The organism is Pseudomonas solani, assembly GCF_026072635.1.
Lineage (GTDB): Bacteria > Pseudomonadota > Gammaproteobacteria > Pseudomonadales > Pseudomonadaceae > Metapseudomonas > Metapseudomonas solani.
This window is the reverse complement of record NZ_AP023081.1, coordinates 6,584,918-6,608,403: the sequence shown is the minus strand read 5'-3', so window position 1 is coordinate 6,608,403 and position 23,486 is coordinate 6,584,918. Positions and strand designations below refer to the sequence as shown.

Genomic DNA, 23,486 nt, shown 5'->3' with positions numbered 1-23,486 from the left:
GTCCTTACTTGAAAATATATAGATGACCAGCAGGGGCAACCGGGCTGGTGCCCGGACTATCTGCGGGATCCTTGGTGGCTTTACCGAGTCGCTGTGCCAGGACTATTGAAGCCACGATGCTGATTCCACGCCGGTGGTGTCCCCTTACCGAGGGTGACCAAGCATGCAAGAAAGCGTAATGCAGCGCATGTGGAACAGCGCCCACCTATCCGGTGGCAACGCTGCATATGTGGAAGAGCTCTATGAGCTTTACCTGCACGATCCCAACGCTGTGCCCGAAGAGTGGCGCACCTACTTCCAGAAGTTGCCGGCCGACGGTAACACCGCCACCGACGTATCGCATTCTACTGTTCGCGACCACTTCGTCCTGCTCGCCAAGAACCAGCGCCGCGCGCAGCCCGTATCGGCTGGCAGCGTAAGCAGCGAGCACGAGAAGAAGCAGGTCGAAGTCCTGCGTCTGATCCAGGCCTACCGCATGCGCGGCCATCAGGCGGCGACGCTCGACCCCCTCGGCCTCTGGCAGCGCAAGGTGCCGGCCGATCTGTCGATCAACCATTACGGCCTGACCGATGCCGACCTCGACACCACCTTCCGTACCGGTGAGCTTTACATCGGCAAGGAAGAGGCGACCCTGCGCGAGATCCATCAGTCGCTGCAGCAGACCTACTGCCGCACCATCGGTGCCGAGTTCACCCACATCGTCGATTCCGACCAGCGCAAGTGGTTCCAGCAGCGCCTGGAAAGCGTGCGTGGCCGCCCGGCGTTCTCCGCCGAAGTGCAGAGCCACCTGCTCGAGCGCCTGACTGCGGCCGAAGGCCTGGAAAAGTACCTGGGCACCAAGTACCCGGGCACCAAGCGTTTCGGCCTGGAAGGCGGCGAAAGCCTGATTCCGATGCTGGACGAGATCATCCAGCGTTCCGGCTCCTACGGCACCAAGGAAATCGTCATCGGCATGGCCCACCGCGGTCGCCTCAACGTACTGGTCAACACCTTCGGCAAGAACCCGCGCGACCTGTTCGACGAGTTCGAAGGCAAGAAGGTCGAAGGCCTGTCCTCCGGTGACGTGAAGTACCACCAGGGTTTCTCCTCCAACGTCATGACCGCGGGTGGTGAAGTCCACCTGGCGCTCGCGTTCAACCCGTCCCACCTGGAGATCGTCTCCCCGGTAGTCGAGGGGTCCGTTCGTGCCCGTCAGGATCGCCGCCAGGACAAGGCCGGCGACAAGGTACTGCCGATCTCTATCCACGGCGACGCCGCCTTCGCGGGCCAGGGCGTGGTCATGGAAACCTTCCAGATGTCGCAGACCCGCGGCTACCGCACCGGCGGTACCGTGCACATCGTCATCAACAACCAGGTCGGTTTCACCACCAGCCGTCAGGACGACTCGCGCTCCACCGAGTACGCCACCGACGTCGCGAAGATGATCCAGGCGCCGATCTTCCACGTGAACGGCGACGACCCGGAAGCCGTGCTCTTCGTGACCCAGTTGGCCGTCGACTACCGCATGCAGTTCAAGCGTGACGTGGTCATCGACCTGGTCTGTTACCGCCGTCGCGGTCACAACGAGGCCGACGAGCCGAGCGGCACCCAGCCGCTGATGTACCAGCAGATCGCCAAGCAGCGCACCACTCGCGAGCTCTATGCCGATGCCCTGATCCAATCCAGCGTGCTGGACGACGATCGCGTGCAGGCCAAGATCGACGAGTACCGCACCGCCCTGGACAACGGTCAGCACGTGGTCAAGAGCCTGGTCAAAGAGCCCAACAAGGAGCTCTTCGTCGACTGGCGTCCCTACCTGGGTCACACCTGGACCGCTCGCCACGACACCCGTTTCGAGCTCAAGACCCTGCAGGAGCTCTCCGCCAAGCTGCTGGAGATCCCGGAAGGCTTCGTCGTCCAGCGTCAGGTCTCGAAGATCCTCGAAGACCGCCAGAAGATGGGCGCCGGCGGCCTGCCGATCAACTGGGGCTACGCCGAAACCATGGCCTACGCCACTCTGCTGTTCGAAGGCCACCCGGTTCGCATCACCGGCCAGGACGTGGGTCGCGGCACCTTCTCGCACCGCCATGCGGCGCTGCACAACCAGAAGGATGCCGGTACCTACCTGCCCCTGCAGAACCTGTTCGACAAACAGCCGAGCTTCGAGCTGTACGACTCCTACCTCTCCGAGGAAGCCGTACTGGCATTCGAGTATGGCTACTCCACCACCACGCCCAACGCGCTGGTGATCTGGGAAGCCCAGTTCGGTGACTTCGCCAACGGCGCCCAGGTGGTGATCGACCAGTTCATCACCAGTGGCGAGCACAAGTGGGGTCGTCTCTGCGGCCTGACCATGCTGCTGCCGCACGGCTACGAAGGGCAGGGGCCGGAGCACTCCTCCGCGCGCCTGGAGCGTTACCTGCAGCTGTGCGCCGAGCACAACATCCAGGTGTGCATGCCGACCACCCCGGCGCAGATCTACCATCTGCTGCGTCGCCAGGTGATCCGCCCGCTGCGCAAGCCGTTGGTCGTATTGACGCCCAAGTCCCTGCTGCGCCACAAGCTCGCCATCTCGACCCTGGAAGATCTGGCCGAAGGCTCGTTCCAGACCGTGATCAACGAGATCGACTCGATCGATCCGAAGAAAGTCGAGCGTCTGGTGCTGTGCAGCGGCAAGGTCTACTACGACCTGCTGGAAAAGCGTCGTGCCGAAGGCCGTGAAGACATCGCCATCGTGCGTATCGAGCAGCTGTACCCGTTCCCGGAAGACGACCTGGCCGAAGTTCTTGCTCAGTACAAGAACCTCAAGCACATCGTCTGGTGCCAGGAAGAGCCGATGAACCAGGGCGCCTGGTACTGCAGCCAGCATCACATGCGTCGTGTCGCGGCAGCCCACAACAAAGGCCTTTTCCTCGAGTACGCCGGGCGTGACGCCTCGGCCTCTCCGGCCTGCGGCTATGCCTCGATGCACGCCGAGCAGCAGGAAAAACTGCTGCAAGATGCCTTTACTGTTTAACGCCTTCGTGCAGAAGAAACCGAATTAGATAGGAACCCATACAAATGGCTATCGAGATCAAAGCCCCTACATTCCCGGAATCGGTTGCCGACGGCACCGTGGCCACCTGGCACAAGAAGCCGGGCGAGGCCGTCAAGCGTGACGAGCTGATCGTCGACATCGAGACCGACAAGGTAGTGCTTGAAGTACTGGCCGAAGCCGACGGCGTGCTGGCTGAAATCGTCAAGAACGAGGGCGACACCGTCCTCAGCGGCGAACTGCTGGGCAAACTGACCGAAGGTGGCGCCGCCAGCGCTGCTCCTGCCGCCGCTGCAGCCCCGGCTGCCGCTGCCCAGGCCGCCGCTCCGGCTGCTGCTGGTGGTGACGACGCCATCCTCTCCCCGGCCGCTCGTAAGCTGGCCGAAGAGAACGGCATCGACCCGAACAGCATCGCCGGCACCGGCAAAGGCGGTCGCGTGACCAAGGAAGACGTGGTAGCTGCCGTTGAAGCGAAGAAATCCGCTCCGGCCGCCGCCCCGGCTGCCAAGGCTGCCGCTCCGGCCGCCGAGGCCCCGGTCTTCGCCGCGGGTGACCGCGTCGAGAAGCGCGTCCCGATGACCCGCCTGCGTGCCAAGGTCGCCGAGCGCCTGGTCGAAGCACAGTCCACCATGGCCATGCTGACCACCTTCAACGAAGTCGACATGACCGAAGTCATGGCCCTGCGTTCGAAGTACAAGGACCTGTTCGAGAAGACCCACAACGGCGTGCGCCTGGGCTTCATGTCCTTCTTCGTCAAGGCTTCCGTCGAGGCGCTGAAGCGCTTCCCGGCCGTCAACGCCTCGATCGACGGCAACGACATCGTCTACCACGGCTACCAGGACATCGGCGTAGCCGTTTCCAGCGACCGTGGCCTGGTGGTTCCGGTCCTGCGCAACGCCGAGCTGATGAGCCTGGCCGAAGTCGAGAACGGCATCGCCACCTTCGGCAAGAAGGCGCGCGAGGGCAAACTGTCCATCGACGAGATGACCGGTGGCACCTTCACCATCACCAACGGCGGCACCTTCGGTTCGATGATGTCGACCCCGATCGTCAACCCGCCGCAGGCCGCCATCCTCGGCATGCACAACATCATCCAGCGTCCCATGGCCATCAACGGCCAAGTGGTCATCCGCCCGATGATGTACCTGGCTGTGTCCTACGATCACCGTCTGATCGATGGCAAGGAAGCCGTCAGCTTCCTGGTGACCATCAAGAACCTGCTGGAAGATCCGGCTCGTCTGCTGCTGGACATCTAAATCAGTTGCAAGCCACACGCCGCAAGCTGCAGAACATCGCAGCCCGGCCTGTGGCTTGCCGCTTGAAGCTCGAGGCTTAGGAGAACGTTATGACCCAGAAATTCGACGTGGTAGTGATTGGTGCGGGCCCCGGCGGTTACGTTGCGGCCATCAAGGCGGCCCAGCTCGGCCTGAAAACCGCCTGCATCGAGAAATACCAGGACAAGGACGGCAAGATCGCCCTGGGCGGTACCTGCCTGAACGTCGGCTGCATTCCGTCGAAGGCGCTGCTGGACAGCTCCTACAAGTACCACGAGGCCGTTGATGGCTTCAAAATCCACGGCATCGAAGCCAAGGGCGTCAGCATCGACGTACCGGCCATGGTCGCCCGCAAGAACGGCATCGTTAAGAACCTGACCGGCGGCGTAAGCACCCTGTTCAAGGCCAACGGCGTCACCCTGCTGGAAGGCCACGGCAAGCTGCTGGCCAACAAGCAGGTCGAAGTCACCGGTTCCGATGGCAAGACCCAGATCGTCCAGGCCGAGAACGTGATCCTCGCGTCCGGCTCGCGTCCGGTCGACATCCCGCCGGCTCCGGTCGACCAGGACGTCATCGTCGACTCCACCGGTGCCCTGGACTTCCAGGCCGTACCGAAGAAGCTGGGCGTTATCGGCGCTGGCGTGATCGGCCTCGAACTGGGTTCCGTCTGGGCCCGCCTGGGCGCCGAAGTCACCGTGCTCGAAGCCCTGGACAAGTTCCTGCCGGCCGCTGACGAGCAGATCGCCAAGGAAGCCCTGAAGGTCCTCACCAAGCAAGGCCTGAAGATCCGCCTGGGCGCTCGCGTCACCGGTTCCGAAGTGAAGAAGAAGCAGGTCACCGTCAGCTTCACCGACGCCGAAGGCGAGCAGAAGCAGGTGTTCGACAAGCTGATCGTTGCCGTTGGCCGTCGTCCGGTTACCACCGAGCTGCTGGCTGCCGACAGCGGTGTCACCCTCGACGAGCGTGGCTACATCTATGTCGACGACCACTGCAAGACCAGCGTTCCGGGCGTCTTCGCCATCGGTGACGTGGTCCGTGGCGCCATGCTGGCTCACAAGGCGTCGGAAGAGGGCATCATGGTCGCCGAGCGTATCGCCGGCCACAAAGCCCAGATGAACTACGACCTGATCCCGTCGGTGATCTACACCCACCCGGAAATCGCGTGGGTCGGCAAGACCGAGCAGTCCCTGAAGGCCGAAGGCGTCGAAATCAACGTCGGTACCTTCCCCTTCGCGGCCAGCGGCCGTGCCATGGCTGCCAACGACACCACCGGCCTGGTCAAGGTCATCGCCGATGCCAAGACCGACCGCGTCCTGGGCGTCCACGTGATCGGCCCAAGCGCTGCGGAACTGGTCCAGCAGGGCGCCATCGGCATGGAATTCGGCACCAGCGCCGAAGACCTGGGCATGATGGTCTTCTCGCACCCGACCCTGTCCGAAGCGCTGCACGAAGCGGCCCTGGCCGTCAACGGCCACGCGATCCATATCGCCAACCGCAAGAAGCGTTGAGAAATCAGCCGGTGATGCCGCGCCTGCGCGTGGCATCTCCAGCGGATTCCTGAAAGAAGAACCACGGCGGGCTACCCGTCGTGAGTCCCCAGGGGCTCACCGCGGAAAGCCCGCCGGACTGCCTTTAAGCAGTCACAGGTGGCGCGGCACCACGAATGCAGCGCCGAATGGGCAATACCCAAACGAAGACGGTAGACAAGCATGAATCTCCACGAATATCAGGGTAAGCAGCTGTTCGCTGAATACGGCCTGCCCGTATCCAAGGGCTTCGCCGTGGACACCCCGGAAGAAGCCGCAGAAGCCTGCGAAAAAATCGGTGGCAGCGAGTGGGTCGTCAAGGCCCAGGTCCACGCCGGCGGCCGCGGTAAAGCGGGTGGCGTAAAGCTGGTCAAGAGCAAGGACGACGCCAAGGCGTTCGCCGCCAACTGGCTCGGCAAGCGCCTGGTGACCTACCAGACCGACGCCAATGGCCAGCCGGTCACCAAGATCCTGGTTGAGTCCTGCACCGATATCGCCAAGGAACTGTACCTGGGCGCCGTGGTAGACCGTTCCAGCCGCCGTATCGTGTTCATGGCGTCCACCGAAGGTGGCGTGGACATCGAGAAAGTCGCTCACGAGACCCCCGAGAAGATCCTCAAGGCCACCGTTGACCCGCTGGTCGGCGCTCAGCCTTACCAGGGTCGTGAACTGGCCTTCCAACTGGGCCTGCAAGGCGACCAGATCAAGCAGTTCACCCACATCTTCGTGAACCTGGCCAAGCTGTTCCAGGACTACGACCTGGCCCTGCTGGAAGTGAACCCGCTGGTGATCAAGGCCGACGGCAACCTGCACTGCCTGGACGCCAAGATCAACATCGACAGCAACGCCATGTACCGCCAGCCCAAGCTGCGTGCCATGCACGACCCGTCCCAGGACGACGCTCGTGAAGCCCATGCGCAGAAGTGGGAACTGAACTACGTCGCGCTGGAAGGCAACATCGGCTGCATGGTCAACGGCGCTGGCCTGGCCATGGGCACCATGGACATCGTCAACCTGCACGGTGGCAAGCCTGCCAACTTCCTCGACGTCGGCGGCGGTGCTACCAAAGAGCGCGTGACCGAAGCCTTCAAGATCATCCTGTCCGACAGCAACGTCGCTGCCGTTCTGGTGAACATCTTCGGCGGTATCGTTCGTTGCGACATGATTGCCGAAGGCATCATCGGTGCAGTGAAAGAAGTCGGCGTGAAGATCCCGGTGGTCGTCCGCCTGGAAGGCAACAACGCCGAGCTCGGCGCCAAGGTCCTGGCCGAAAGCGGTCTGAACATCATCGCTGCGACCAGCCTGACCGACGCTGCCCAGCAGGTCGTCAAGGCCGCGGAGGGTAAGTAATGAGCGTCCTGATCAATAAAGACACCAAAGTAATCTGCCAGGGCTTCACCGGCTCGCAGGGTACCTTCCACTCCGAACAAGCCATCGCCTACGGCACCAAGATGGTCGGCGGCGTGACCCCCGGCAAGGGCGGCACCACCCACCTCGGCCTGCCGGTGTTCAACACCGTCAAGGAAGCCGTGGAAGCCACCGGCGCTGACGCTTCGGTGATCTACGTTCCGGCTCCGTTCTGCAAGGATTCCATCCTCGAAGCGGCTTTCGGCGGCATCAAGCTGATCGTCTGCATCACCGAAGGCATCCCGACCATCGACATGCTGGAAGCCAAGGTCAAGTGCGACGAGCTGGGCGTACGCCTGATCGGCCCGAACTGCCCGGGCGTGATCACTCCCGGCGAGTGCAAGATCGGCATCATGCCGGGTCACATCCACCTGCCGGGCAAAGTAGGCATCGTGTCGCGTTCCGGCACCCTGACCTATGAAGCCGTGAAGCAGACCACCGACGCCGGCTTCGGCCAGTCCACCTGCGTGGGCATCGGTGGCGACCCGATCCCGGGCTCCAACTTCATCGACATCCTGAAGCTGTTCCAGGAAGACCCGAAGACCGAAGCGATCGTCATGATCGGTGAGATCGGCGGTTCCGCTGAAGAAGAAGCCGCTGCCTTCATCAAGGCCAACGTGACCAAGCCGGTGGTGTCCTACATCGCGGGTGTCACCGCTCCGGCCGGCAAGCGCATGGGCCACGCTGGCGCCATCATCTCCGGCGGCAAGGGCACTGCGGACGAGAAGTTCGCCGCCCTGCAGGACGCGGGTGTGAAGACCGTGCGTTCCCTGGCCGACATCGGCAAGGCCCTGGCCGAGCTGACCGGTTGGGAAGTGAAGAAGGCCTAAGGCTTTCCGAACTGAGCAAAGGCCACCTTCGGGTGGCCTTTGTGTTTGTCCTGCGCCTGTCCTCCAGGCGACAGATAGTTAATTCCAGTCGACAGGCTGATGCATGTCAGTGCCGGTCCGCTGCACAAATCGCTAGTCTTGCACCCCTCAAGCTCGCCAGGCTCCACAAGGGCAGGTAACGGGCACCCATGGTCGATCCCAAAACGGATGGATGACGTTTCCCATACCCCGGGGAAACCCTCTGAAACTATGAAATTCTGCCTGTGGTATTCCCCCCTATGACTCGTTTGAAAGGCTCGGACCTCCTGGCCCTCGGCTTCATGACATTCGCGCTGTTCCTCGGCGCCGGCAACATCATCTTCCCGCCCAGCGCCGGCATGGCCGCAGGCGACAACGTCTGGCGCGCCGCGCTGGGCTTCCTGCTCACCGGTGTCGGGCTGCCGCTGCTCACCGTGGTCGCCCTGGCGCGCGTCGGTGGCGGCATGGACCGCCTGACCGCGCCACTCGGCAAGACCGCCGGCCTGGCCTTCGCGGTAGCCGTGTACCTGGCCATAGGGCCCCTGTTCGCCACTCCGCGCACTGCCGTGGTCTCCTTCGAGATGGGCGTGGCACCTTTCACCGGTGAAAGCGGTATCGCTCTGTTCACCTACAGCGCGCTGTATTTCGTAGCTGTGCTGTTCCTGGCCCTCAACCCCGGCAAGCTGGTCGACAGCATCGGCAAGTTCATCACCCCCGTGCTGCTGGCGGCACTCCTGGTACTCGGCGGCGCCGCCCTGAGCATGCCGGCGGGCCCCATCGGCAGCACCTCGCAGGCCTACCAGACCGCGCCGCTGGTCGAAGGCTTCCTGCAGGGCTACCTGACCATGGACACCCTGGGCGCCCTGGTATTCGGCATCGTCATCGCCACCGCCATCCGCGACCACGGCGTCGAGGACGCAGGCCTGGTCACCCGCTATTCGGTCATCGCCGGCATCATCGCCGCCTCTGGCTTGGCCATTGTCTACCTCGCGCTCTTCTACCTCGGTGCCACCAGCCAGGGCATCGCCGGTGAGGCCCAGAACGGCGTGCAGATCCTCACCGCCTACGTGCAGCACACCTTCGGCACCATCGGCAGCCTGCTGCTGGCCGTGGTCATCACCCTGGCGTGCCTGACCACCGCCGTGGGCCTGCTCACCGCCTGCGGCGAGTTCTTCAGCCGCATCCTGCCGGTCTCCTACCGCACCGTGGTGCTCGGGCTCGCCGCGTTCAGCCTGCTGGTGGCCAACCAGGGGCTGACCCAGCTGATCGCCTTCTCGGTGCCCGTGCTGGTCGGTTTGTACCCTCTGGCTATCGTCCTGGTGGCGCTGAGCCTGTGCGACCGCCTGTGGCTGTCGTCGCGCCGCGTTTTCGTGCCCACCATGCTGGTCGCGCTGCTCTTCGGCCTCATCGATGGCCTGGGCGCCGCCGGCTTCAAGTCGCTGGTGCCGTCCTTCATCGAGCACCTGCCGCTCTCCAGCCAGAGCCTGGCCTGGCTGCTGCCGGTGCTGGTGGTACTGGTACTGGCCGTCATCGTCGACCGTCTGGCCGGCCGTCCCGCCGTCGCGCCGGCCTGAGCCAGCGTACGCTGCATCAGAGGCCGCCTTCGGGCGGCCTTTTTCATGGTCGCCATGGCACCGCGTCCATAGGAAAATGGGCTCGCGGCGCGCAATCGTCGCCATGGGGTGTCTTCCACGGGGCCTGGTGGCGTCTACCTGCCGTTTTCCATTTCCCCGGACCCCAGCCGGCCACGAACCGGCGCAGGACACCCATGAACGACATCTCCGAGCTGATCGACTTCCACGCCCTGTGGAACCTGCTGGCCATCCTCTGGTTCACCCTCTGCTGGGGCGGCTACACCCGCTACGCCACCTGGAAGGGCAGGGACACCCCTTGCCTCGCCTCCGTCATGCACCTCTACCGCGAAGACTGGATGCGCCGCCTGCTGCTGCGCGACAACCGCATCGCCGACGCCAGCGTGATCGGCAACCTCGAGCGCAACGCCTCGTTCTTCGCCTCCAGCACCCTGATCATCCTCGCCGGCGTGCTCACCGTGCTCGGCTCTACCGACCGCGCCGTCTCGATCCTCGCCGACCTGCCCTATGTCGAGCCGGCCAGCCGTGGCATGTCCGAACTCAAGCTGCTGGCCATCGCCGTGGTGTTCGTCTACTCGTTCTTCACCTTCAGCTGGTGCATGCGCCAGTACAACTTCGCCGCCGTGCTGGTGGGCTCGGCGCCGATGATCGGCGAGCGCAACGTCGGCGAGCAGGAGCGCAAGGACTTCGCCACGCGCACCGCGCGGGTCATCTCCCTCGCCGCCAACCAGTTCAACCTGGGCTTGCGCAGCTACTACTTCGGCCTGGCCATGCTCGCCTGGTTCATCAATCCCTGGTTCTTCATGCTGATCACCGCGGGTGTGGTTTTCGTGCTGTACCGACGCGAGTTCCACTCCGCTGTGCTAGAGGTGATGGTGTACACCCCGACGACACAGGCGGTGGAACCGCCGAAGGAGAAAAACGAATGAGTATTCCGTTCTGGTGCGTATTCTTCGCTGCCCTGCTGATCTACATCGCCAAGATTCCCGTGGCCAGGGCCATGAAGGAGGAGGGTGGCGGCTATGACAATCACCATCCCCGGGCTCAGCAATCCCGTCTGACCGGCTTCGGCGGTCGCGCGCTGGGGGCGCACCTCAACAGCCTAGAAATCTTCCCGCTGTTCGCCGCCGGTGTACTGATGGCCCATACCACAGACACCCGTGGCTGGCTGATCGACCTGCTGGCGTTGGTGTTCATCGTCTCCAGGGTGATCTACCTGTTCCTCTACTGGAACGACATCCACCTGCTGCGCAGCCTGGTATGGGTCGTCGGGCTGGTCTGCTGCCTGCTGTTGATGCTCAGCCCGGTGCTTTGATCACGCTGTTCATCGGCCACTGAAGGCACCTCGCAGATACAAGAAGGCCCGCATCATGCGGGCCTTTGCGTTATGGCGATTGCTGCGCGGCTCACTTGCCGTCGATGGCGTCCTTGGCTTCGTCGCCGGCACCTTCCACGGCATCGCCGATATCGTCGGCGGCATCTTCTGCCTTCTCGCCCGCGGTAGGTTCGTGGCCGGTGAGCTGATCGGCCTTCTGCTCGGCCGCCTCGCCACTTTCCTTGGCGGCATCCCCCAGGGACTCCATCGCTTCGGACGCCGACTCCTTGGCCGACTCCATCTTGTCTTCCGGGGTTTTTTCGCAGGCTGCCAGGCCCAGGGTAAAGGCCAGCATCAGGGCATAGGAAAGGGTCTTGCGCACGGTGTTTCTCCTGGTTCGACATGGATCGGGTGAGTGGCTTCACCTCGTGCCGTTTTGGAGCCCAGGCGTTTCGCTTTAGTTCCTCGGTATGCCGCCAGCCCCCGGGGTAGCAGGGGCTGGCGGAGAGCGGGGGTTACTGCTGGCCGCTGGGCTGGCCGCCTTGGGGAGCGGGCTCGGGAGCGGTGGTGGGGGCGGCCGGGGTCGGTGCCGGTGCCGGGGTCTGCGGTGCACCGCTGGGGGCCGGCTGGGTGGCGGCGGGCGGGGTTTCGCTCGGCTGCGCAGCCTTGTCGTCGGCCGGCTTGTCGCAGGCGGCGAGGCCCAGGCTGGTGGCGATCAGAAGCGCATAGGCATAGGACTTGTGCATGGGAATTCTCCTAGGTCTTGGTGGTTGCACGACGACCTTTCGAGCCTCCCTGGCCCTCGAAGTTCAGCCGGATCGCCCCAGCGGCGGGCCGCGCGGTATCATGCGCGCCTTCACGCCAACGCCATGGAACCACCGGATGAGCGACAACCCCATTCTCGACAACGCCCAGCGCTTCCTCTCGGTGCTGCGCCATTGCCAGGTGCTCGGCCTGCGGGTACAGAGCGCCGACAGCAAGGGCCTGACCCTGTGCCTGCCCTACAGCGAGCAGATCATCGGCAACCCGGAAACCGGCGTCATCCATGGCGGCGCCATAACCACCCTGATGGACACCACCTGCGGCATCTCCACCGTCTGTGTGCTGCCCGAGTTCGAGATCTGCCCGACCCTCGACCTGCGCATCGACTACATGCACCCGGCCGAACCGAACAAGGACGTCTACGGCTTTGCCGAGTGCTACCGCGTCACGCCGAACGTCATCTTCACCCGTGGCTACGCCTACCAGGACGACCCCGAACAGCCCATCGCCCACGTGGTCGGCGCCTTCATGCGCATGGGCAAGCCCAGCCAGCTGAAGAAGGGAGGTGCGGCATGAAGCTCGACCTCGACGCCCTGGTGCGCGAAGCCCACGACAAGAACGACTACGACTCGCTGGTGTGCCTGATCCCCTACGCCAAGCTGCTGGGCATCGAATGCCTGCGCCTGGGAGAGGACATGGTGTTCCGCCTGCCGGCCAACAAGGACAACATCGGCAACCCGACCCTGCCGGCCATCCATGGCGGCGTCATCGCCGGCTTCATGGAGCATGCCGCGATGCTCCACCTGCTGATGTTCATGGGCATCCCACATTTGCCCAAAATCATCGACTTCTCGATAGATTACCTACGCGCCGGGCACTATCGTGACACCTTCGCCACCTGCCAGGTCTGGCGACAGGGGCGCCGCGTCGCCAACGTCGCCATCACCGCCTGGCAGACCAACCAGACCGAGCCCATCGCCACCGCCCGTGCCCACTTCAAGGTCGACGAACCCTGACCCGTGGCCGGGCACCATGCGCCCGGTCCTGCATCAAGGAATCCTGGATGGATGCACTACTGATCCTCGGCGGGCTGTTGCTGATCCTCGCCGGTCTCGTCTGGCTGGTCATGCTCGCCTTCGGTACCAGCCTGCTGTGGGGAATCGGCAGCCTGCTGCCGCCAATCACCCTCGGCTATATCGCCGCGCACTGGCGCACCGCGCGCAAGGCGGTGATGCTCGTTGCCCTCGGCTTCATCCCGCTGATCGTCGGGCTGACCCTGCTGGCCTACAGCGACCCCGAGCGCCTGCACGCCATCGTCAACCTCGAGTGGCTCAAAGGCGAGCGCCGGGAGCCCAGCGAACTGGCCATCCACCTGCGTGGCGAACTCAACGGCCAGCCGTTCCAGCCGCAACAGGCGGAACTCATCGACGGCGTGTTGAGCCTGCGTGAAGGCCAGGACTTCTTCGCACGGCGCGAGGTGAGCATCCGCCTGGCGCAGCAACCCGAAGGCGAGCTGCGCCTGGACGTGCTGCCCGAAGACCCCGGCAGCAAGCCGGAAGTGGAAATCAGCTGGCTGCTGCCGGAGCAGGAACTGCCCGAAGCGCGGCGCCTGGCCAAGGGCTACACCCTGCACCTGGACCTCAAGCGCCAGGGCCCGAATGTGCTCGCCGGCGCCTTCCACCTGGTGCTGCCGCCGCAGTTCAAGACCACCCTCAGCGGCGAGGTCGAACTGTTCACCGATCGCCTGCGCTACCAGGACGGCCAGGTCGACCTGCGCCACGATTCCGTGGACACCCTGCAGCATGTCGCCCGTGACTACCTGCAGCGCCGTTTCGCCACCCGCAACGTCGAACTTGCGCGGCTGCCCGCCGTGAGCCTGCCGGCGCGGGAACTGGAGCTGGAAGTGGACGCGCGCATCGACGGCAACGCCCAGCACCTGCCGTTGCAGTTCACCCGCAGCGACCTGCGTGGCTGGGCCATCAAGGGCGACCGCTTCCCGCCGCTGCCCAGCGTGCAGGCCAAGGCCGAAACCGCTGGCGCCGAGCCCGAGGTCGCCCCTGCCGAGCGCCCCTCGCGCCCGGCCGATCGCCGCCTGCGCTTCTCCCTGGAGCGCCTGTTGAACAACCCCAACCACTACCAGAACCTCACCATGCGCGTGCAGACCCAGCGTGGCAGCCTGGCGGAAGGGCGCTTCAACGGCATCAACGCCGATGGCCAGATCATCATCCGCCGCAACATCTCCGGGCAGGGCGAGGCCAGCTTCGTGCTGCGCCCCGAAGAAGTCGCCCGCATCGAACTGCTCGAGCCCTGAGCCATCCCGCCACGACCGCCTGCCCAGGCGGTCGTCGGCCGTCTCCGTGCAAGCCCTTGAAATTGAACAGCTAGCCCCCATCTGGGTGACATCCGCCGCAGTAGCGGCCTAATCATCCGTGGAGTTAGATGACCATGAGTGTGGAGACTCAAAAAGAAACCCTGGGCTTCCAGACCGAAGTGAAGCAACTGCTTCACCTGATGATCCATTCCCTGTACTCGAACAAGGAAATCTTCCTGCGCGAGCTGATCTCCAACGCCTCCGACGCCGCCGACAAGCTGCGTTTCGAAGCGCTGGCCAAGCCCGAGCTGCTCGAAGGCGGCGCCGAGCTGAAGATCCGCGTGAGCTTCGACAAGGACGCCAAGACCGTCACCCTCGAAGACAACGGCATCGGCATGAGCCGCGATGAAGTCATCGCCCACCTCGGCACCATCGCCAAGTCCGGTACCGCCGATTTCCTCAAGAACCTCTCCGGCGACCAGAAGAAGGACTCGCACCTCATCGGTCAGTTCGGCGTGGGCTTCTACTCCGCGTTCATCGTCGCCGACAAGGTCGATGTCTACAGCCGCCGTGCCGGCCTCGCCGCCAGCGAAGGCGTGCACTGGTCGTCGAAAGGCGAGGGCGAGTTCGACATCGCCAGCGCCGAGAAGGCCGAGCGCGGCACCCGCATCGTCCTGCACCTGAAGAGCGGCGAAGAAGAGTTCGCCGATGGCTGGCGCCTGCGCAATGTCATCAAGAAATACTCCGACCACATCGCCCTGCCCATCGAGCTGCCGAAGGAACACCACGGTGAAGACGCTCCGGCCGAGGTCGAGTGGGAAACCGTCAACCGCGCCAGTGCCCTGTGGACCCGTCCGCGCACCGAGGTGAAGGACGAGGAATACCAGGAGTTCTACAAGCACGTCGCCCACGACTTCGAAAACCCGCTGTCCTGGAGCCACAACAAGGTCGAAGGCAAGCTGGAATACACCTCGCTGCTGTACGTCCCGGCCCGTGCGCCGTTCGACCTGTACCAGCGTGAAGCGCCGCGCGGCCTCAAGCTCTACGTGCAGCGCGTGTTCATCATGGACCAGGCCGAGCAGTTCCTGCCGCTGTACCTGCGCTTCATCAAGGGCGTGGTCGACTCCAACGACCTGTCGCTGAACGTCTCCCGCGAAATCCTCCAGACCGGCCCGGTGGTCGATTCCATGAAGTCCGCGCTGACCAAGCGCGTGCTGGACATGCTGGAGAAGCTGGCCAAGAACGAACCCGAGCAATACAAGGGCTTCTGGAAGAACTTCGGCCAGGTCCTCAAGGAAGGCCCGGCGGAAGACTTCGCCAACAAGGAGAAGATCGCCGGCCTGCTGCGCTTCGCCTCCACCAGCGACGAAAGCGGCGAGCAGAGCGTCTCCCTGGCCGACTACATCGGCCGCATGAAGGAAGGCCAGGACAAGGTCTACTTCCTCACCGGCGAATCCTACGCCCAGGTGAAGAACAGCCCGCACCTGGAAGTCTTCCGCAAGAAAGGCATCGAAGTGCTGCTGCTCACCGACCGCATCGACGAGTGGCTGATGAGCTACCTCACCGAGTTCGACGGCAAGCACTTCGCCGACGTGGCACGCGGTGACCTCGACCTCGGCAAGCTGGACTCGGAAGAGGACAAGAAGGCCCAGGAAGAAGTCGCCAAGGCCAAGGAAGGGCTGGTCGAGCGCCTCAAGACCGCCCTCGGCGAGGAAGTCTCGGAAGTGCGCGTCTCGCACCGCCTGACCGACTCCCCGGCGATCCTCGCCATCGGCGAACAGGACCTCGGCCTGCAGATGCGCCAGATCCTCGAGGCCAGCGGCCAGAAGGTCCCGGATTCCAAGCCGATCTTCGAGTTCAACCCGGCCCACCCGCTGATCGAGAAACTCGATGGCGAGCAGGACGAAGACCGCTTCGGCGAGCTCTCGCACATCCTCTTCGACCAGGCTGCCCTGGCCGCTGGCGACAGCCTCAAGGACCCGGCCGCCTATGTGCGCCGCCTCAACAAGCTGCTGGTGGAACTCTCCGCCTGAAGCCTGTAACGCACCCCGGAAAAGGCCCGCGCAAGCGGGCCTTTTCATTCCGCCCACCATCACCTGGTCACTCGGTTGGTGGAGGTCTATTGGAGCGTGGCTTTGCTTTTTGGCTCTCCGGACGGAGATGCAATCAGAGCTCGGAGCCTGCAGCCGCCGCTCACTCTGGACGTAGGGTGTGCTGCGCGCACCTGGATCTCGCCAGAAGCACCGTGCGGCGGTGCGCACACGGCACACCCTACGGCACGTGCTCATCCTGTCGAGTCCTCATCCGCTCAAATGAAGAAGGCCCGCAAGTGCGGGCCTTCTTCATGGCATGGCGGGCGTTCAGAACACGCCGTTCTTGCTGGCGTCGAGGATGGTTGCCTTGTTGTTGTCGTAGTGGATCTCGTTGATCTTGCTGAAGGGGTTGGCGACCACGACGCCGGGGAACAGCAGGATCTGCATCCAGGTGCGCACGCTGTCCTGCTTGGTCACCTCGGCCAGCACCTTGCCGTCGCGGTTGCGGTAGGTGGTCTGGGTGATCACGCGATCTTCGGCGGTGGACGGTATCACCATCAGGGTCAGGCCACTGATGAAGGCCAGCGCCATGCTGCCGTGGCCGTCGTTGGTCACCTTCACTTCGGCGGTGATGTCGGCGTCGCCGAAGCCTTCGTTGACCGAGGAGAACAGGTTGGATTCCTTGTACGCCTTGCCGGTGATGTCGGACCAGGCCTTCACGGTGGCCGGCTGCACGGCGCCATCGACGTCGTTCATCTTGACCTTGCCTTCCACCACGTAGCGCAGCGAGGGCTTCTGTTCCTTGGCTTGCGGCCAGGTGCCGAGGTCAGCGGTTTCGCCCGAGCGGAAGCCGGCGCAGCCGGTGAGCAGGGCCAGGCCCAGGAAGAGGGTGGTGATGCGCAGGAAGTGGGTCATTTGGTTGGTTTTCCAAGATCGGATTGGTATTGGTCGAGCAGGTCGGCAACGGCGCTTTGGCGCTCAGGGCTGCCGTTCACCGGGCCCATGGAATAAAGCGAGATGCTGCGCTCGCCGTATTGGCGGGTCTGGTAGCTGTGCAGCAGCTTGCCCTGGGCATCGCTCACCTGGAGGCGGCCACTGACGTTGGATTCGTCGATGTGGGAGGTGCCGCCGAACCAGATGTAGCCGGTGAGGGTGACGAGGGCGAAGGGGAAGTAACCGCCATAGGGGCGACGGTGGACGTTGTAGGTGTCGAAGCTGAACGACAGCACCTGGTCATCGGCTGCGAGGGTCTGACCGGGCATGCGCACGTTGCTGAAGCGGTTGCTGGCCTTCAGGTAGTTGCCCAGGCTCAGGGTCATGCCGCTGGACTGAGTCTGCCCGGCATTCCATTTGACGAAGGTCTTGTCGGTCACTTCGACCGGAGCCAGGGCGACGCTCTGCTGGGCAGGGCTGGCGGCTTTGTCGGGGGCAGGGAAGTCGGTGCCCTGGGGCACGGTCACGCAGCCACCCAGCAGGGACAGGGAAAGAAGGACAGCGGCGAAAGGCCCCTTCATATCACGCTCCTTGTGAGAAGAATTCGGTTGGAAATCATCGGTGCCGGAAAACCGGCGGCGGGATGATGCCGTTCTGATGGCGCTATCGCAAGTCGCCGTTCCGTTCTTGCCCCCGCAACGCGATCGGTCCCGCAGTTCCCGGGCCGAGCAATCGTCAGCCAATCCGTGCGTTCGCCGCCAAGCACGGCTAAGCTCCTGCGCTTGGGCCAGAAGCCCCAGGCCAGAGCGGACGGCCGATCCCATCCACGGTAAACGAGGTGATCCATGAGTCAGATCCGCGCCCACGCCATCAGTTATGAAGTCGACGGCCAGGTCTTCGAGGGGCAACTGGTCTATGACCCCAATGTCGAAGACCCGCGGCCGGCCCTGCTGATGGTGCCCAACTGGTTCGGCATCACCGACAGCGCCATCGACACCGCGCGCCAGGTGGCCGAGGAGAGGAGGGTGGTGCTGGTGGTCGACCTCTACGGTGCCGGGGTGCGGCCTGCCGATGCCAACGAAGCGGGGGCCGCGATGGCGCCGCTCAAGGCAGACCGCCAACTGCTGCGCCGGCGCATGGTCGCCGCGCTGCAGGCCCTGCGCGAACAGCACGCGGTGAATATCGACCCTGCCCGCCAGGCCGCCTTCGGCTTCTGCTTCGGTGGCACCTGTGCCCTGGAGCTGGCCCGCGCGGGGGCCGACCTCAAGGCCTTCGTCTCCTTCCACGGCGCGCTGGATACGCCCGACCCCGCTGCCGCCAGGCGCATCAAGGGCGCGGTGCTGGTGCTCGACGGCGCCGCCGACCCACTGGTGCCCCGTGAGCAGCTGCCGGCCTTCGCCGCCGAGATGAGTGCCGCCGGGGTGGACTGGCAACTGCTCAGCTACGGTGGCGCCGTGCACTCCTTCACCGACCCCGACGCCAAGCGCCCCGGCGTCGCCGAATACAACCCGCGGGTCGCCCGGCGGGCCTTCGCGGCCATGGATGCATTGCTGGACGAAGTCTTCACCTGACCGGCCGGACAGGTGGTTTTGCATTCGCACGCGGATGATGGCATTTTGCCGGTCATGCGCGCATATCCACTGGCCGGCCCGACATTGACTGACGGGCCGCGACCGTGTTGATTCTCCAGATGCCCGCCCCGCCCGCGAGACCCGGATTCGATGCCCGATCTGTCCCCGTTCTTCTTTGATGCCAACCAGCCCAGCCTGCTGGTCTTCGGCCAGCACGACCCCTGGATGGTGCTGCTGTCGGTCCTGATCGCCATCTTCACCTCCGGCATGGCCCTGCAACTGGCCGGCGTCGCGCGCCTCAGCAGCAGCCGCTTGTATCGCCAGGTGGCCATCATCACCGGCGCCGCCGCGCTGGGCGGTGGCGTCTGGGCCATGCACTTCATCGGCATGCTGGCCTTCCAGCTGTGCGCCGCGGTGCGCTACGACCCGGCCGTCACCGTGCTCTCGGTGCTGCCCAGCCTGTTCGCCTCCTGGGTGGCGCTGAACCTGCTGGCGCGCAACCAGGTCAGCGCCGTGCAGTTCATCGGCGGCGGTGTGCTGGTGGGGGCCGGCATCGGTGCCATGCACTACAGCGGCATGGCGGCGATGCAGATGGCCCCGCTGCTGCGCTACGACCCCTGGGGCTTCGCCCTGTCGATCCTGGTGGCGGTGGTGCTGGCGATCATCGCCCTGTGGGTGCGCTTCGGCCTGCGCCGCCACCTCGGCGGCGTCCCGGCCATCGTCGTCAGCGGCACGGTGATGGGCCTCGCCATCGCCGGCATGCACTACACCGGCATGGCGGCGGCGCGTTTCGTCGGCACCGAGGAGTTCGCCATGCCCCAGGGCGTGCGCGGCAGCTTCTACCTGGCGCTGGCCGTGGCCATGGCCACCATTTCCCTCAGCGTGTTCGTCGGCGCCGCCAATGGCCTGCTGCGCTATCGCCACCTGTTCCGCGAGCTGGAGGCCGGGCGCAGCCACCTGTCCTCGCTGCTGGACGCGGCCTTCGAGGCCATCTTCACCATCGACGACGAAGGCGTGGTGCGTTCGGTCAACCACGCGGTGCTCGGCCTGTTCGGCTGGCCTCCCGAGGAGCTGATCGGCCAGCACATGAGCGTGCTGCTGCCCAGCGCCTACTCACGGGACCTCGAACGCGCGCTGGAGCAGTACCGCAGCACCGGCGAGAGCCGCCTTTCCGGCTCCGAGCTGGAGCTGGTCGGGCTGACCCGTGATGGCCGCGAGATCCCCGTGCGCCTCAGCCTCGGCGTCTCCCACCGCGAGGGCCGGCCCTGGTTCGTGGTCTTCGTCGCCGACATCAGCGAGCGCAAGGGCATGGAGGCCGCCCTGCGCGACAGCGAGCAGCAGTACCGCTCGCTGATCCGCAACATCCCCGGCGTGTCCTTCCGCTGCCTCCTGGACGACGACTGGACCACCCTGTTCATCAGCGACGCGGTGGAGCGCCTCACCGGCTGGCCGGCCGATGACTTCATCGCCCGTCGATGCACCCTCGCGCAACTGGCCCACCCCGACGACCGCGAACGTGTCGCCGACGAGGTCTACGCCGCCGCCCGCAAGGGCCGCAGCTATGTGGTGGAGTACCGCCTGCTGGACCGCGCGGGCCAGGAGCACTGGGTATGGGAAAGCGGCAGCGTCGAACTCGACGACCAGGGCCAGGCGCGCTGGGTCGATGGGGTGCTGCTGGACCAGACCGAGACCAAGCTGCGCAACGCCGAGTACGAAGGCAAGGTCAACGCCATCAGCAAGGCCATGGCGATGATCGAGTACGACCTCGATGGCCACGTGCTGGAGGTCAACGAAAACTTCCTCGACCTCTTCGGCTATTCCCGCGAGGAACTGCTCGGCCAGCACCACGGCCTCTTCTGCGACCCCGAACTGGTGGCCAGCGAGCGCTATGCCCGCTTCTGGCAGGACCTGCGCCAGGGCATGTTCCGCTCCGGCGAATACCGGCGCTTCGGCAAGGGCGGCCAGGACGTGTGGATCCAGGCCACCTACAACCCGATTCTCGACGCCGACGGCCGCCCCTTCAAGGTGCTCAAGCTGGCCACCGACCTGACCCCCCGGCGGATCATGGAGCAGGACCTGCGCAACGCCCGCGATCGTGCCGAACAGGCCGCAGCGGCGCGCAGCAGCTTCCTGGCCAACATGAGCCACGAGATCCGCACCCCGATGAACGCCATCATCGGCTTCTCCGAACTGCTGCTGGACACACCGCTGAGCGAGAGCCAGCGCCGCCACCTGCGCACCGTGCAGCACTCCTCGCGCTCGCTGCTGGGGCTGCTCAACGACATCCTCGACACCGCCAAGCTGGATCGCGGCGCCATCGAGCTGGAGCACCTGGACTTTTCCCTGCGCGAGCTCTGCGAGCAGGTCTGCGCGGCCCAGCGCCTGGGCGCCGAGAAAAAGGGCCTGGCGCTGCACCTGGAGTACGCCGCGCACCTGGGTGACTTCTTCAAGGGTGACGCGCTGCGCCTGCAGCAGGTGATCACCAACCTGCTGGGCAACGCCGTGAAGTTCACCGAGCGCGGCGAGGTGCGGCTGGTGGTGGACGGCGCGCCCGGTGCGCTGCGCGTGGCCATCCACGACACCGGCATTGGCATCGCCGAGGACCGCCTGGAAAAGATCTTCGACCCCTTCGCCCAGGCCGACGCCTCCATGAGCCGGCGCTTCGGCGGTACGGGCCTGGGCACCACCATCTCCCGGCAGCTGGTGGAACTCATGGGCGGGCACATCCGCGTGCAGAGCCGCGAAGGCGAGGGCAGCGTATTCACAGTCGAGGTCCCCCTCGGCCGTGGCGCCCAGGTGCGCCAGGGCGAGCAGCGCCCGGTGGCGATCCCGCAGCTGCCGCGCCTGCGCATCCTCGCCGCCGACGACGTGGCGCAGAACCTCGAACTGCTGGAGATCAACCTCAAGCGCCTCGGCCACGAAGTGAGTGGCGTCAGCGACGGCCGCGCGGCTGTCGAGGCCTTTGCCGCGCAAACCTTCGACCTGGTGCTGATGGACGTGCAGATGCCCGGCATGGACGGCCTGGAAGCCACCAGCCTGATCCGTGGCTTCGAACGCCGCGAAGGGCGCCCGCCGGTGCCCATCATCGCCCTGACCGCCAGCGTGCTCGACCGTGATCGGCAGAACGCCCTCGATGCCGGCATGAACGGCTTCGCCAGCAAACCCCTGGACGTCCCCGAACTGGTGGCCGAGATGGCCCGCCTGCTGGAGGGCCGACAGGCCGTCGTCATCGACACCGTGCCCCTGGAACGCGAGGTGGCCGCGCTGTTCGACTGGAACCGCGGCAAGGACCTCTGGGGCGGCCCGGTGCAGATGGCCGCCGCCATCGCCCGTTTCCTCAAGGAGCAGGACGACCTGCTCGCCCAGCTGCGCGCGGCGCTGGAACGCCAGGCCCTGGCGGATGTGGCGGCCATCGCCCACCGCCTGCGCGGCGCCGCCGCCAACCTCGGCCTGGGCCAGATGGCCAGCTGCGCCGGTGACCTGGAGCGTTGCGGGCTGTCCGGCAAGGTGGCCGAGCTGGAGCCGCTGCTGCACACCCTGGAGCGGGTGCTGGACACGGTACGCGACGCGCTGCCGCTGTTCCCCGGCAGCGCCGCGGTGCCGGCCGCCTCGGGCCCGGTGGACCTCACCCCCCTGATCCAGGCCGGCCGTGCCCTGGCCCAGGAACTCGCCCGTGGCGGGCTCGACGACGCCGCGCTGGAGACCCTGCGCCAGGGCCTGGAAGGCCGGCCCGGGCATTCGCGCTTGCAGGACCTGCAGGGCGCCATGGATGATTTCGACTTCGACCAGGCGCTGCGGCACCTCCACGACCTGCTGGCCTGGCTCGAAACGGGAGAGATTTCCGCATGACCGCTACCCCCCAGGACAACCGCCTCTGCCTGCTGCTGGTGGACGACGAGCCCACCAACCTCCAGGTGCTGCGCCACATCCTCCAGGACGACTACCGCCTGCTGTTCGCCAAGGACGGGGCCAAGGCCCTGGAACTGGCCCAGCGCGAGGCGCCGGACCTGGTGCTGCTGGACGTGATGATGCCGGGAATGACCGGCCACGAAGTCTGTGCGCGCCTCAAGGCCGACGAAGCCACCACCTCCATCCCGGTGATCTTCGTCACCGCCCTGGCCGATGTCGAAGACGAAGCACGCGGCTTCGAAGTGGGCGCGGTGGACTACATCACCAAGCCGGTGAGCCCGCCCATCGTCCGTGCGCGGGTGCGCACCCACCTGTCCCTGGTGCGCCTCGACGAGCTCAAGCAGACGCGCCTGCAGATCGTCCAGCGCCTCGGCCTGGCCGCCGAATACAAGGACAACGAGACCGGCCTGCACGTCATCCGCATGAGCCACTACGCCCGCATCCTCGCCCGCGCCCTGGGTTGGAGCGAAGCCGCCTGCGAAGACCTGCTCAACGCCGCGCCCATGCACGACGTCGGCAAGATCGGCATCCCCGACGCGGTGCTGCGCAAGCCCGGCAAGCTGGACGATGACGAATGGGTGGTGATGCGCGAGCACGTGCGCATCGGCGCCGAGATCATCGGTGAGCACCCCAGCGGCCTGCTGCGCATGGCCCGCAGCATCGCCCTGACCCACCACGAGAAATGGGACGGCAGCGGCTACCCCAATGGCCTGCGGGGCGAGGAGATCGCCATCGAAGGGCGCATCGTCGCCATCGCCGACGTCTTCGATGCCCTTACCAGCGAGCGCCCCTACAAGCGGGCCTGGTCGGTGGAGGACGCCATCGCGCTCCTGCGCGAGCAGAGCGGCAGGCACTTCGACCCGAGCCTGGTGGAACTGTTCATCAGCCAGATGCCGGCCGTCCTGGAAGTGAAGGAGCGCTGGGCGGAAGGGCGGGTGGTATAGCCGCCGCCGGCACGCAGTCGCGTAGGGTGGGCCGGGCGGCGCTCCGCT

General features: G+C 65.3%; 19 protein-coding genes. 15 read left to right on the top strand and 4 right to left on the bottom strand.

The genetic code is table 11. The annotated features are described in order from the left end of the window. The first annotated feature begins 163 nt into the window (after window positions 1-163). The 8 genes from PSm6_RS29990 to PSm6_RS29955 all read left to right on the top strand — a co-directional run bounded on the left by PSm6_RS29990 (window position 164) and on the right by PSm6_RS29955 (window position 10,975). Window positions 164-2,995 (top strand): 2-oxoglutarate dehydrogenase E1 component, encoded by a 2,832-nt coding sequence (locus PSm6_RS29990; RefSeq protein WP_031286835.1) that lies wholly within the window; start codon window positions 164-166, stop codon window positions 2,993-2,995. Between the two features lie 44 nt (window positions 2,996-3,039). Beyond that, entirely contained in the window at window positions 3,040-4,269 is a 1,230-nt protein-coding gene (gene odhB, locus PSm6_RS29985) for a 2-oxoglutarate dehydrogenase complex dihydrolipoyllysine-residue succinyltransferase (protein ID WP_265169161.1), read from the top strand. Window positions 4,270-4,358: 89 nt separating this feature from the next. Beyond that, complete coding sequence (gene lpdA, locus PSm6_RS29980; protein WP_021216852.1) at window positions 4,359-5,795, top strand: dihydrolipoyl dehydrogenase; 1,437 nt, start codon at window positions 4,359-4,361, stop codon at window positions 5,793-5,795. A gap of 201 nt (window positions 5,796-5,996) precedes the next feature. Next, on the top strand, window positions 5,997-7,163 hold the full coding sequence (sucC, locus tag PSm6_RS29975; RefSeq protein ID WP_021216853.1) for an ADP-forming succinate--CoA ligase subunit beta: 1,167 nt from the start codon (window positions 5,997-5,999) through the stop codon (window positions 7,161-7,163). After that, window positions 7,163-8,050: a succinate--CoA ligase subunit alpha gene (sucD, locus tag PSm6_RS29970; protein ID WP_021216854.1), complete on the top strand. Its 888-nt coding sequence runs from the start codon at window positions 7,163-7,165 to the stop codon at window positions 8,048-8,050. Before sucC ends, sucD begins: the two co-directional genes overlap by 1 nt. A gap of 278 nt (window positions 8,051-8,328) precedes the next feature. After that, complete coding sequence (brnQ, locus tag PSm6_RS29965) at window positions 8,329-9,642, top strand: branched-chain amino acid transport system II carrier protein (protein ID WP_031286838.1); 1,314 nt, start codon at window positions 8,329-8,331, stop codon at window positions 9,640-9,642. A gap of 194 nt (window positions 9,643-9,836) precedes the next feature. Further along, complete coding sequence (locus PSm6_RS29960) at window positions 9,837-10,589, top strand: DUF599 domain-containing protein (protein ID WP_021216856.1); 753 nt, start codon at window positions 9,837-9,839, stop codon at window positions 10,587-10,589. Further along, window positions 10,586-10,975 carry an MAPEG family protein gene (locus PSm6_RS29955; protein WP_021216857.1) on the top strand — a complete coding sequence of 130 codons (390 nt, stop codon included), beginning with the start codon at window positions 10,586-10,588 and terminating at the stop codon, window positions 10,973-10,975. Before PSm6_RS29960 ends, PSm6_RS29955 begins: the two co-directional genes overlap by 4 nt. 91 nt (window positions 10,976-11,066) lie before the next feature. Here PSm6_RS29955 and PSm6_RS29950 read toward each other — a convergent pair whose 3' ends face one another. Both PSm6_RS29950 and PSm6_RS29945 read right to left on the bottom strand, forming a co-directional pair. Then, entirely contained in the window at window positions 11,067-11,357 is a 291-nt protein-coding gene (locus PSm6_RS29950; protein WP_021216858.1) for a hypothetical protein, read from the bottom strand. 133 nt (window positions 11,358-11,490) lie between these two features. Further along, a complete protein-coding gene (locus PSm6_RS29945; RefSeq protein ID WP_184490808.1) occupies window positions 11,491-11,721 on the bottom strand; it encodes a hypothetical protein in 231 nt (76 codons plus the stop codon). A 136-nt stretch (window positions 11,722-11,857) separates the two neighbouring features. Here PSm6_RS29945 and PSm6_RS29940 point away from each other — a divergent pair, with 136 nt between their 5' ends. The 4 genes from PSm6_RS29940 (at window position 11,858) to htpG (ending at window position 16,081) form a co-directional block, all read left to right on the top strand. Next, complete coding sequence (locus tag PSm6_RS29940; protein WP_021216860.1) at window positions 11,858-12,313, top strand: PaaI family thioesterase; 456 nt, start codon at window positions 11,858-11,860, stop codon at window positions 12,311-12,313. Continuing rightward, window positions 12,310-12,753 (top strand): PaaI family thioesterase, encoded by a 444-nt coding sequence (locus PSm6_RS29935; protein ID WP_021216861.1) that lies wholly within the window; start codon window positions 12,310-12,312, stop codon window positions 12,751-12,753. The genes PSm6_RS29940 and PSm6_RS29935 overlap by 4 nt, the downstream gene beginning before the upstream one ends. Before the next feature lie 47 nt (window positions 12,754-12,800). After that, the gene (locus tag PSm6_RS29930; protein WP_265169160.1) at window positions 12,801-14,048 is read left to right on the top strand and encodes an MFS transporter; all 1,248 of its coding nucleotides are present in this window, start codon (window positions 12,801-12,803) and stop codon (window positions 14,046-14,048) included. Between the two features lie 134 nt (window positions 14,049-14,182). After that, window positions 14,183-16,081, top strand: a complete 1,899-nt coding sequence (htpG, locus tag PSm6_RS29925; protein WP_265169159.1) for a molecular chaperone HtpG — start codon at window positions 14,183-14,185, stop codon at window positions 16,079-16,081. 327 nt (window positions 16,082-16,408) lie between these two features. Here htpG and PSm6_RS29920 read toward each other — a convergent pair whose 3' ends face one another. Together PSm6_RS29920 and PSm6_RS29915 are read right to left on the bottom strand one after the other, a co-directional pair. Next, window positions 16,409-16,996 (bottom strand): hypothetical protein, encoded by a 588-nt coding sequence (locus PSm6_RS29920; RefSeq protein WP_021216864.1) that lies wholly within the window; start codon window positions 16,994-16,996, stop codon window positions 16,409-16,411. Next, on the bottom strand, window positions 16,993-17,595 hold the full coding sequence (locus tag PSm6_RS29915) for a hypothetical protein (RefSeq protein ID WP_021216865.1): 603 nt from the start codon (window positions 17,593-17,595) through the stop codon (window positions 16,993-16,995). Before PSm6_RS29915 ends, PSm6_RS29920 begins: the two co-directional genes overlap by 4 nt. 264 nt (window positions 17,596-17,859) lie before the next feature. Between PSm6_RS29915 and PSm6_RS29910 the strand changes: the two genes are divergently transcribed. The 3 genes from PSm6_RS29910 (at window position 17,860) to PSm6_RS29900 (ending at window position 23,438) form a co-directional block, all read left to right on the top strand. Beyond that, window positions 17,860-18,585, top strand: a complete 726-nt coding sequence (locus tag PSm6_RS29910) for a dienelactone hydrolase family protein (RefSeq protein ID WP_265169158.1) — start codon at window positions 17,860-17,862, stop codon at window positions 18,583-18,585. Window positions 18,586-18,735: 150 nt separating this feature from the next. Continuing rightward, window positions 18,736-22,434 (top strand): PAS domain S-box protein, encoded by a 3,699-nt coding sequence (locus PSm6_RS29905; protein WP_265169157.1) that lies wholly within the window; start codon window positions 18,736-18,738, stop codon window positions 22,432-22,434. After that, window positions 22,431-23,438: an HD-GYP domain-containing protein gene (locus tag PSm6_RS29900; RefSeq protein ID WP_021216868.1), complete on the top strand. Its 1,008-nt coding sequence runs from the start codon at window positions 22,431-22,433 to the stop codon at window positions 23,436-23,438. Before PSm6_RS29905 ends, PSm6_RS29900 begins: the two co-directional genes overlap by 4 nt. Window positions 23,439-23,486 lie beyond the last annotated feature (48 nt).

Coding starts and splice junctions, on each gene's coding strand:
- lpdA (WP_021216852.1), top strand. CDS start 4,359: ATGACCCAGAAATTCGACGTGGTAGTGATTGGTGCGGGCCCCGGCGGT.
- PSm6_RS29900 (WP_021216868.1), top strand. CDS start 22,431: ATGACCGCTACCCCCCAGGACAACCGCCTCTGCCTGCTGCTGGTGGAC.
- PSm6_RS29945 (WP_184490808.1), bottom strand. CDS start 11,721: ATGCACAAGTCCTATGCCTATGCGCTTCTGATCGCCACCAGCCTGGGC.
- PSm6_RS29915 (WP_021216865.1), bottom strand. CDS start 17,595: ATGAAGGGGCCTTTCGCCGCTGTCCTTCTTTCCCTGTCCCTGCTGGGT.
- htpG (WP_265169159.1), top strand. CDS start 14,183: ATGAGTGTGGAGACTCAAAAAGAAACCCTGGGCTTCCAGACCGAAGTG.
- odhB (WP_265169161.1), top strand. CDS start 3,040: ATGGCTATCGAGATCAAAGCCCCTACATTCCCGGAATCGGTTGCCGAC.
- PSm6_RS29905 (WP_265169157.1), top strand. CDS start 18,736: ATGCCCGATCTGTCCCCGTTCTTCTTTGATGCCAACCAGCCCAGCCTG.
- sucD (WP_021216854.1), top strand. CDS start 7,163: ATGAGCGTCCTGATCAATAAAGACACCAAAGTAATCTGCCAGGGCTTC.
- PSm6_RS29930 (WP_265169160.1), top strand. CDS start 12,801: ATGGATGCACTACTGATCCTCGGCGGGCTGTTGCTGATCCTCGCCGGT.
- PSm6_RS29910 (WP_265169158.1), top strand. CDS start 17,860: ATGAGTCAGATCCGCGCCCACGCCATCAGTTATGAAGTCGACGGCCAG.
- brnQ (WP_031286838.1), top strand. CDS start 8,329: ATGACTCGTTTGAAAGGCTCGGACCTCCTGGCCCTCGGCTTCATGACA.
- PSm6_RS29935 (WP_021216861.1), top strand. CDS start 12,310: ATGAAGCTCGACCTCGACGCCCTGGTGCGCGAAGCCCACGACAAGAAC.
- PSm6_RS29960 (WP_021216856.1), top strand. CDS start 9,837: ATGAACGACATCTCCGAGCTGATCGACTTCCACGCCCTGTGGAACCTG.
- PSm6_RS29955 (WP_021216857.1), top strand. CDS start 10,586: ATGAGTATTCCGTTCTGGTGCGTATTCTTCGCTGCCCTGCTGATCTAC.
- PSm6_RS29990 (WP_031286835.1), top strand. CDS start 164: ATGCAAGAAAGCGTAATGCAGCGCATGTGGAACAGCGCCCACCTATCC.
- sucC (WP_021216853.1), top strand. CDS start 5,997: ATGAATCTCCACGAATATCAGGGTAAGCAGCTGTTCGCTGAATACGGC.
- PSm6_RS29920 (WP_021216864.1), bottom strand. CDS start 16,996: ATGACCCACTTCCTGCGCATCACCACCCTCTTCCTGGGCCTGGCCCTG.
- PSm6_RS29940 (WP_021216860.1), top strand. CDS start 11,858: ATGAGCGACAACCCCATTCTCGACAACGCCCAGCGCTTCCTCTCGGTG.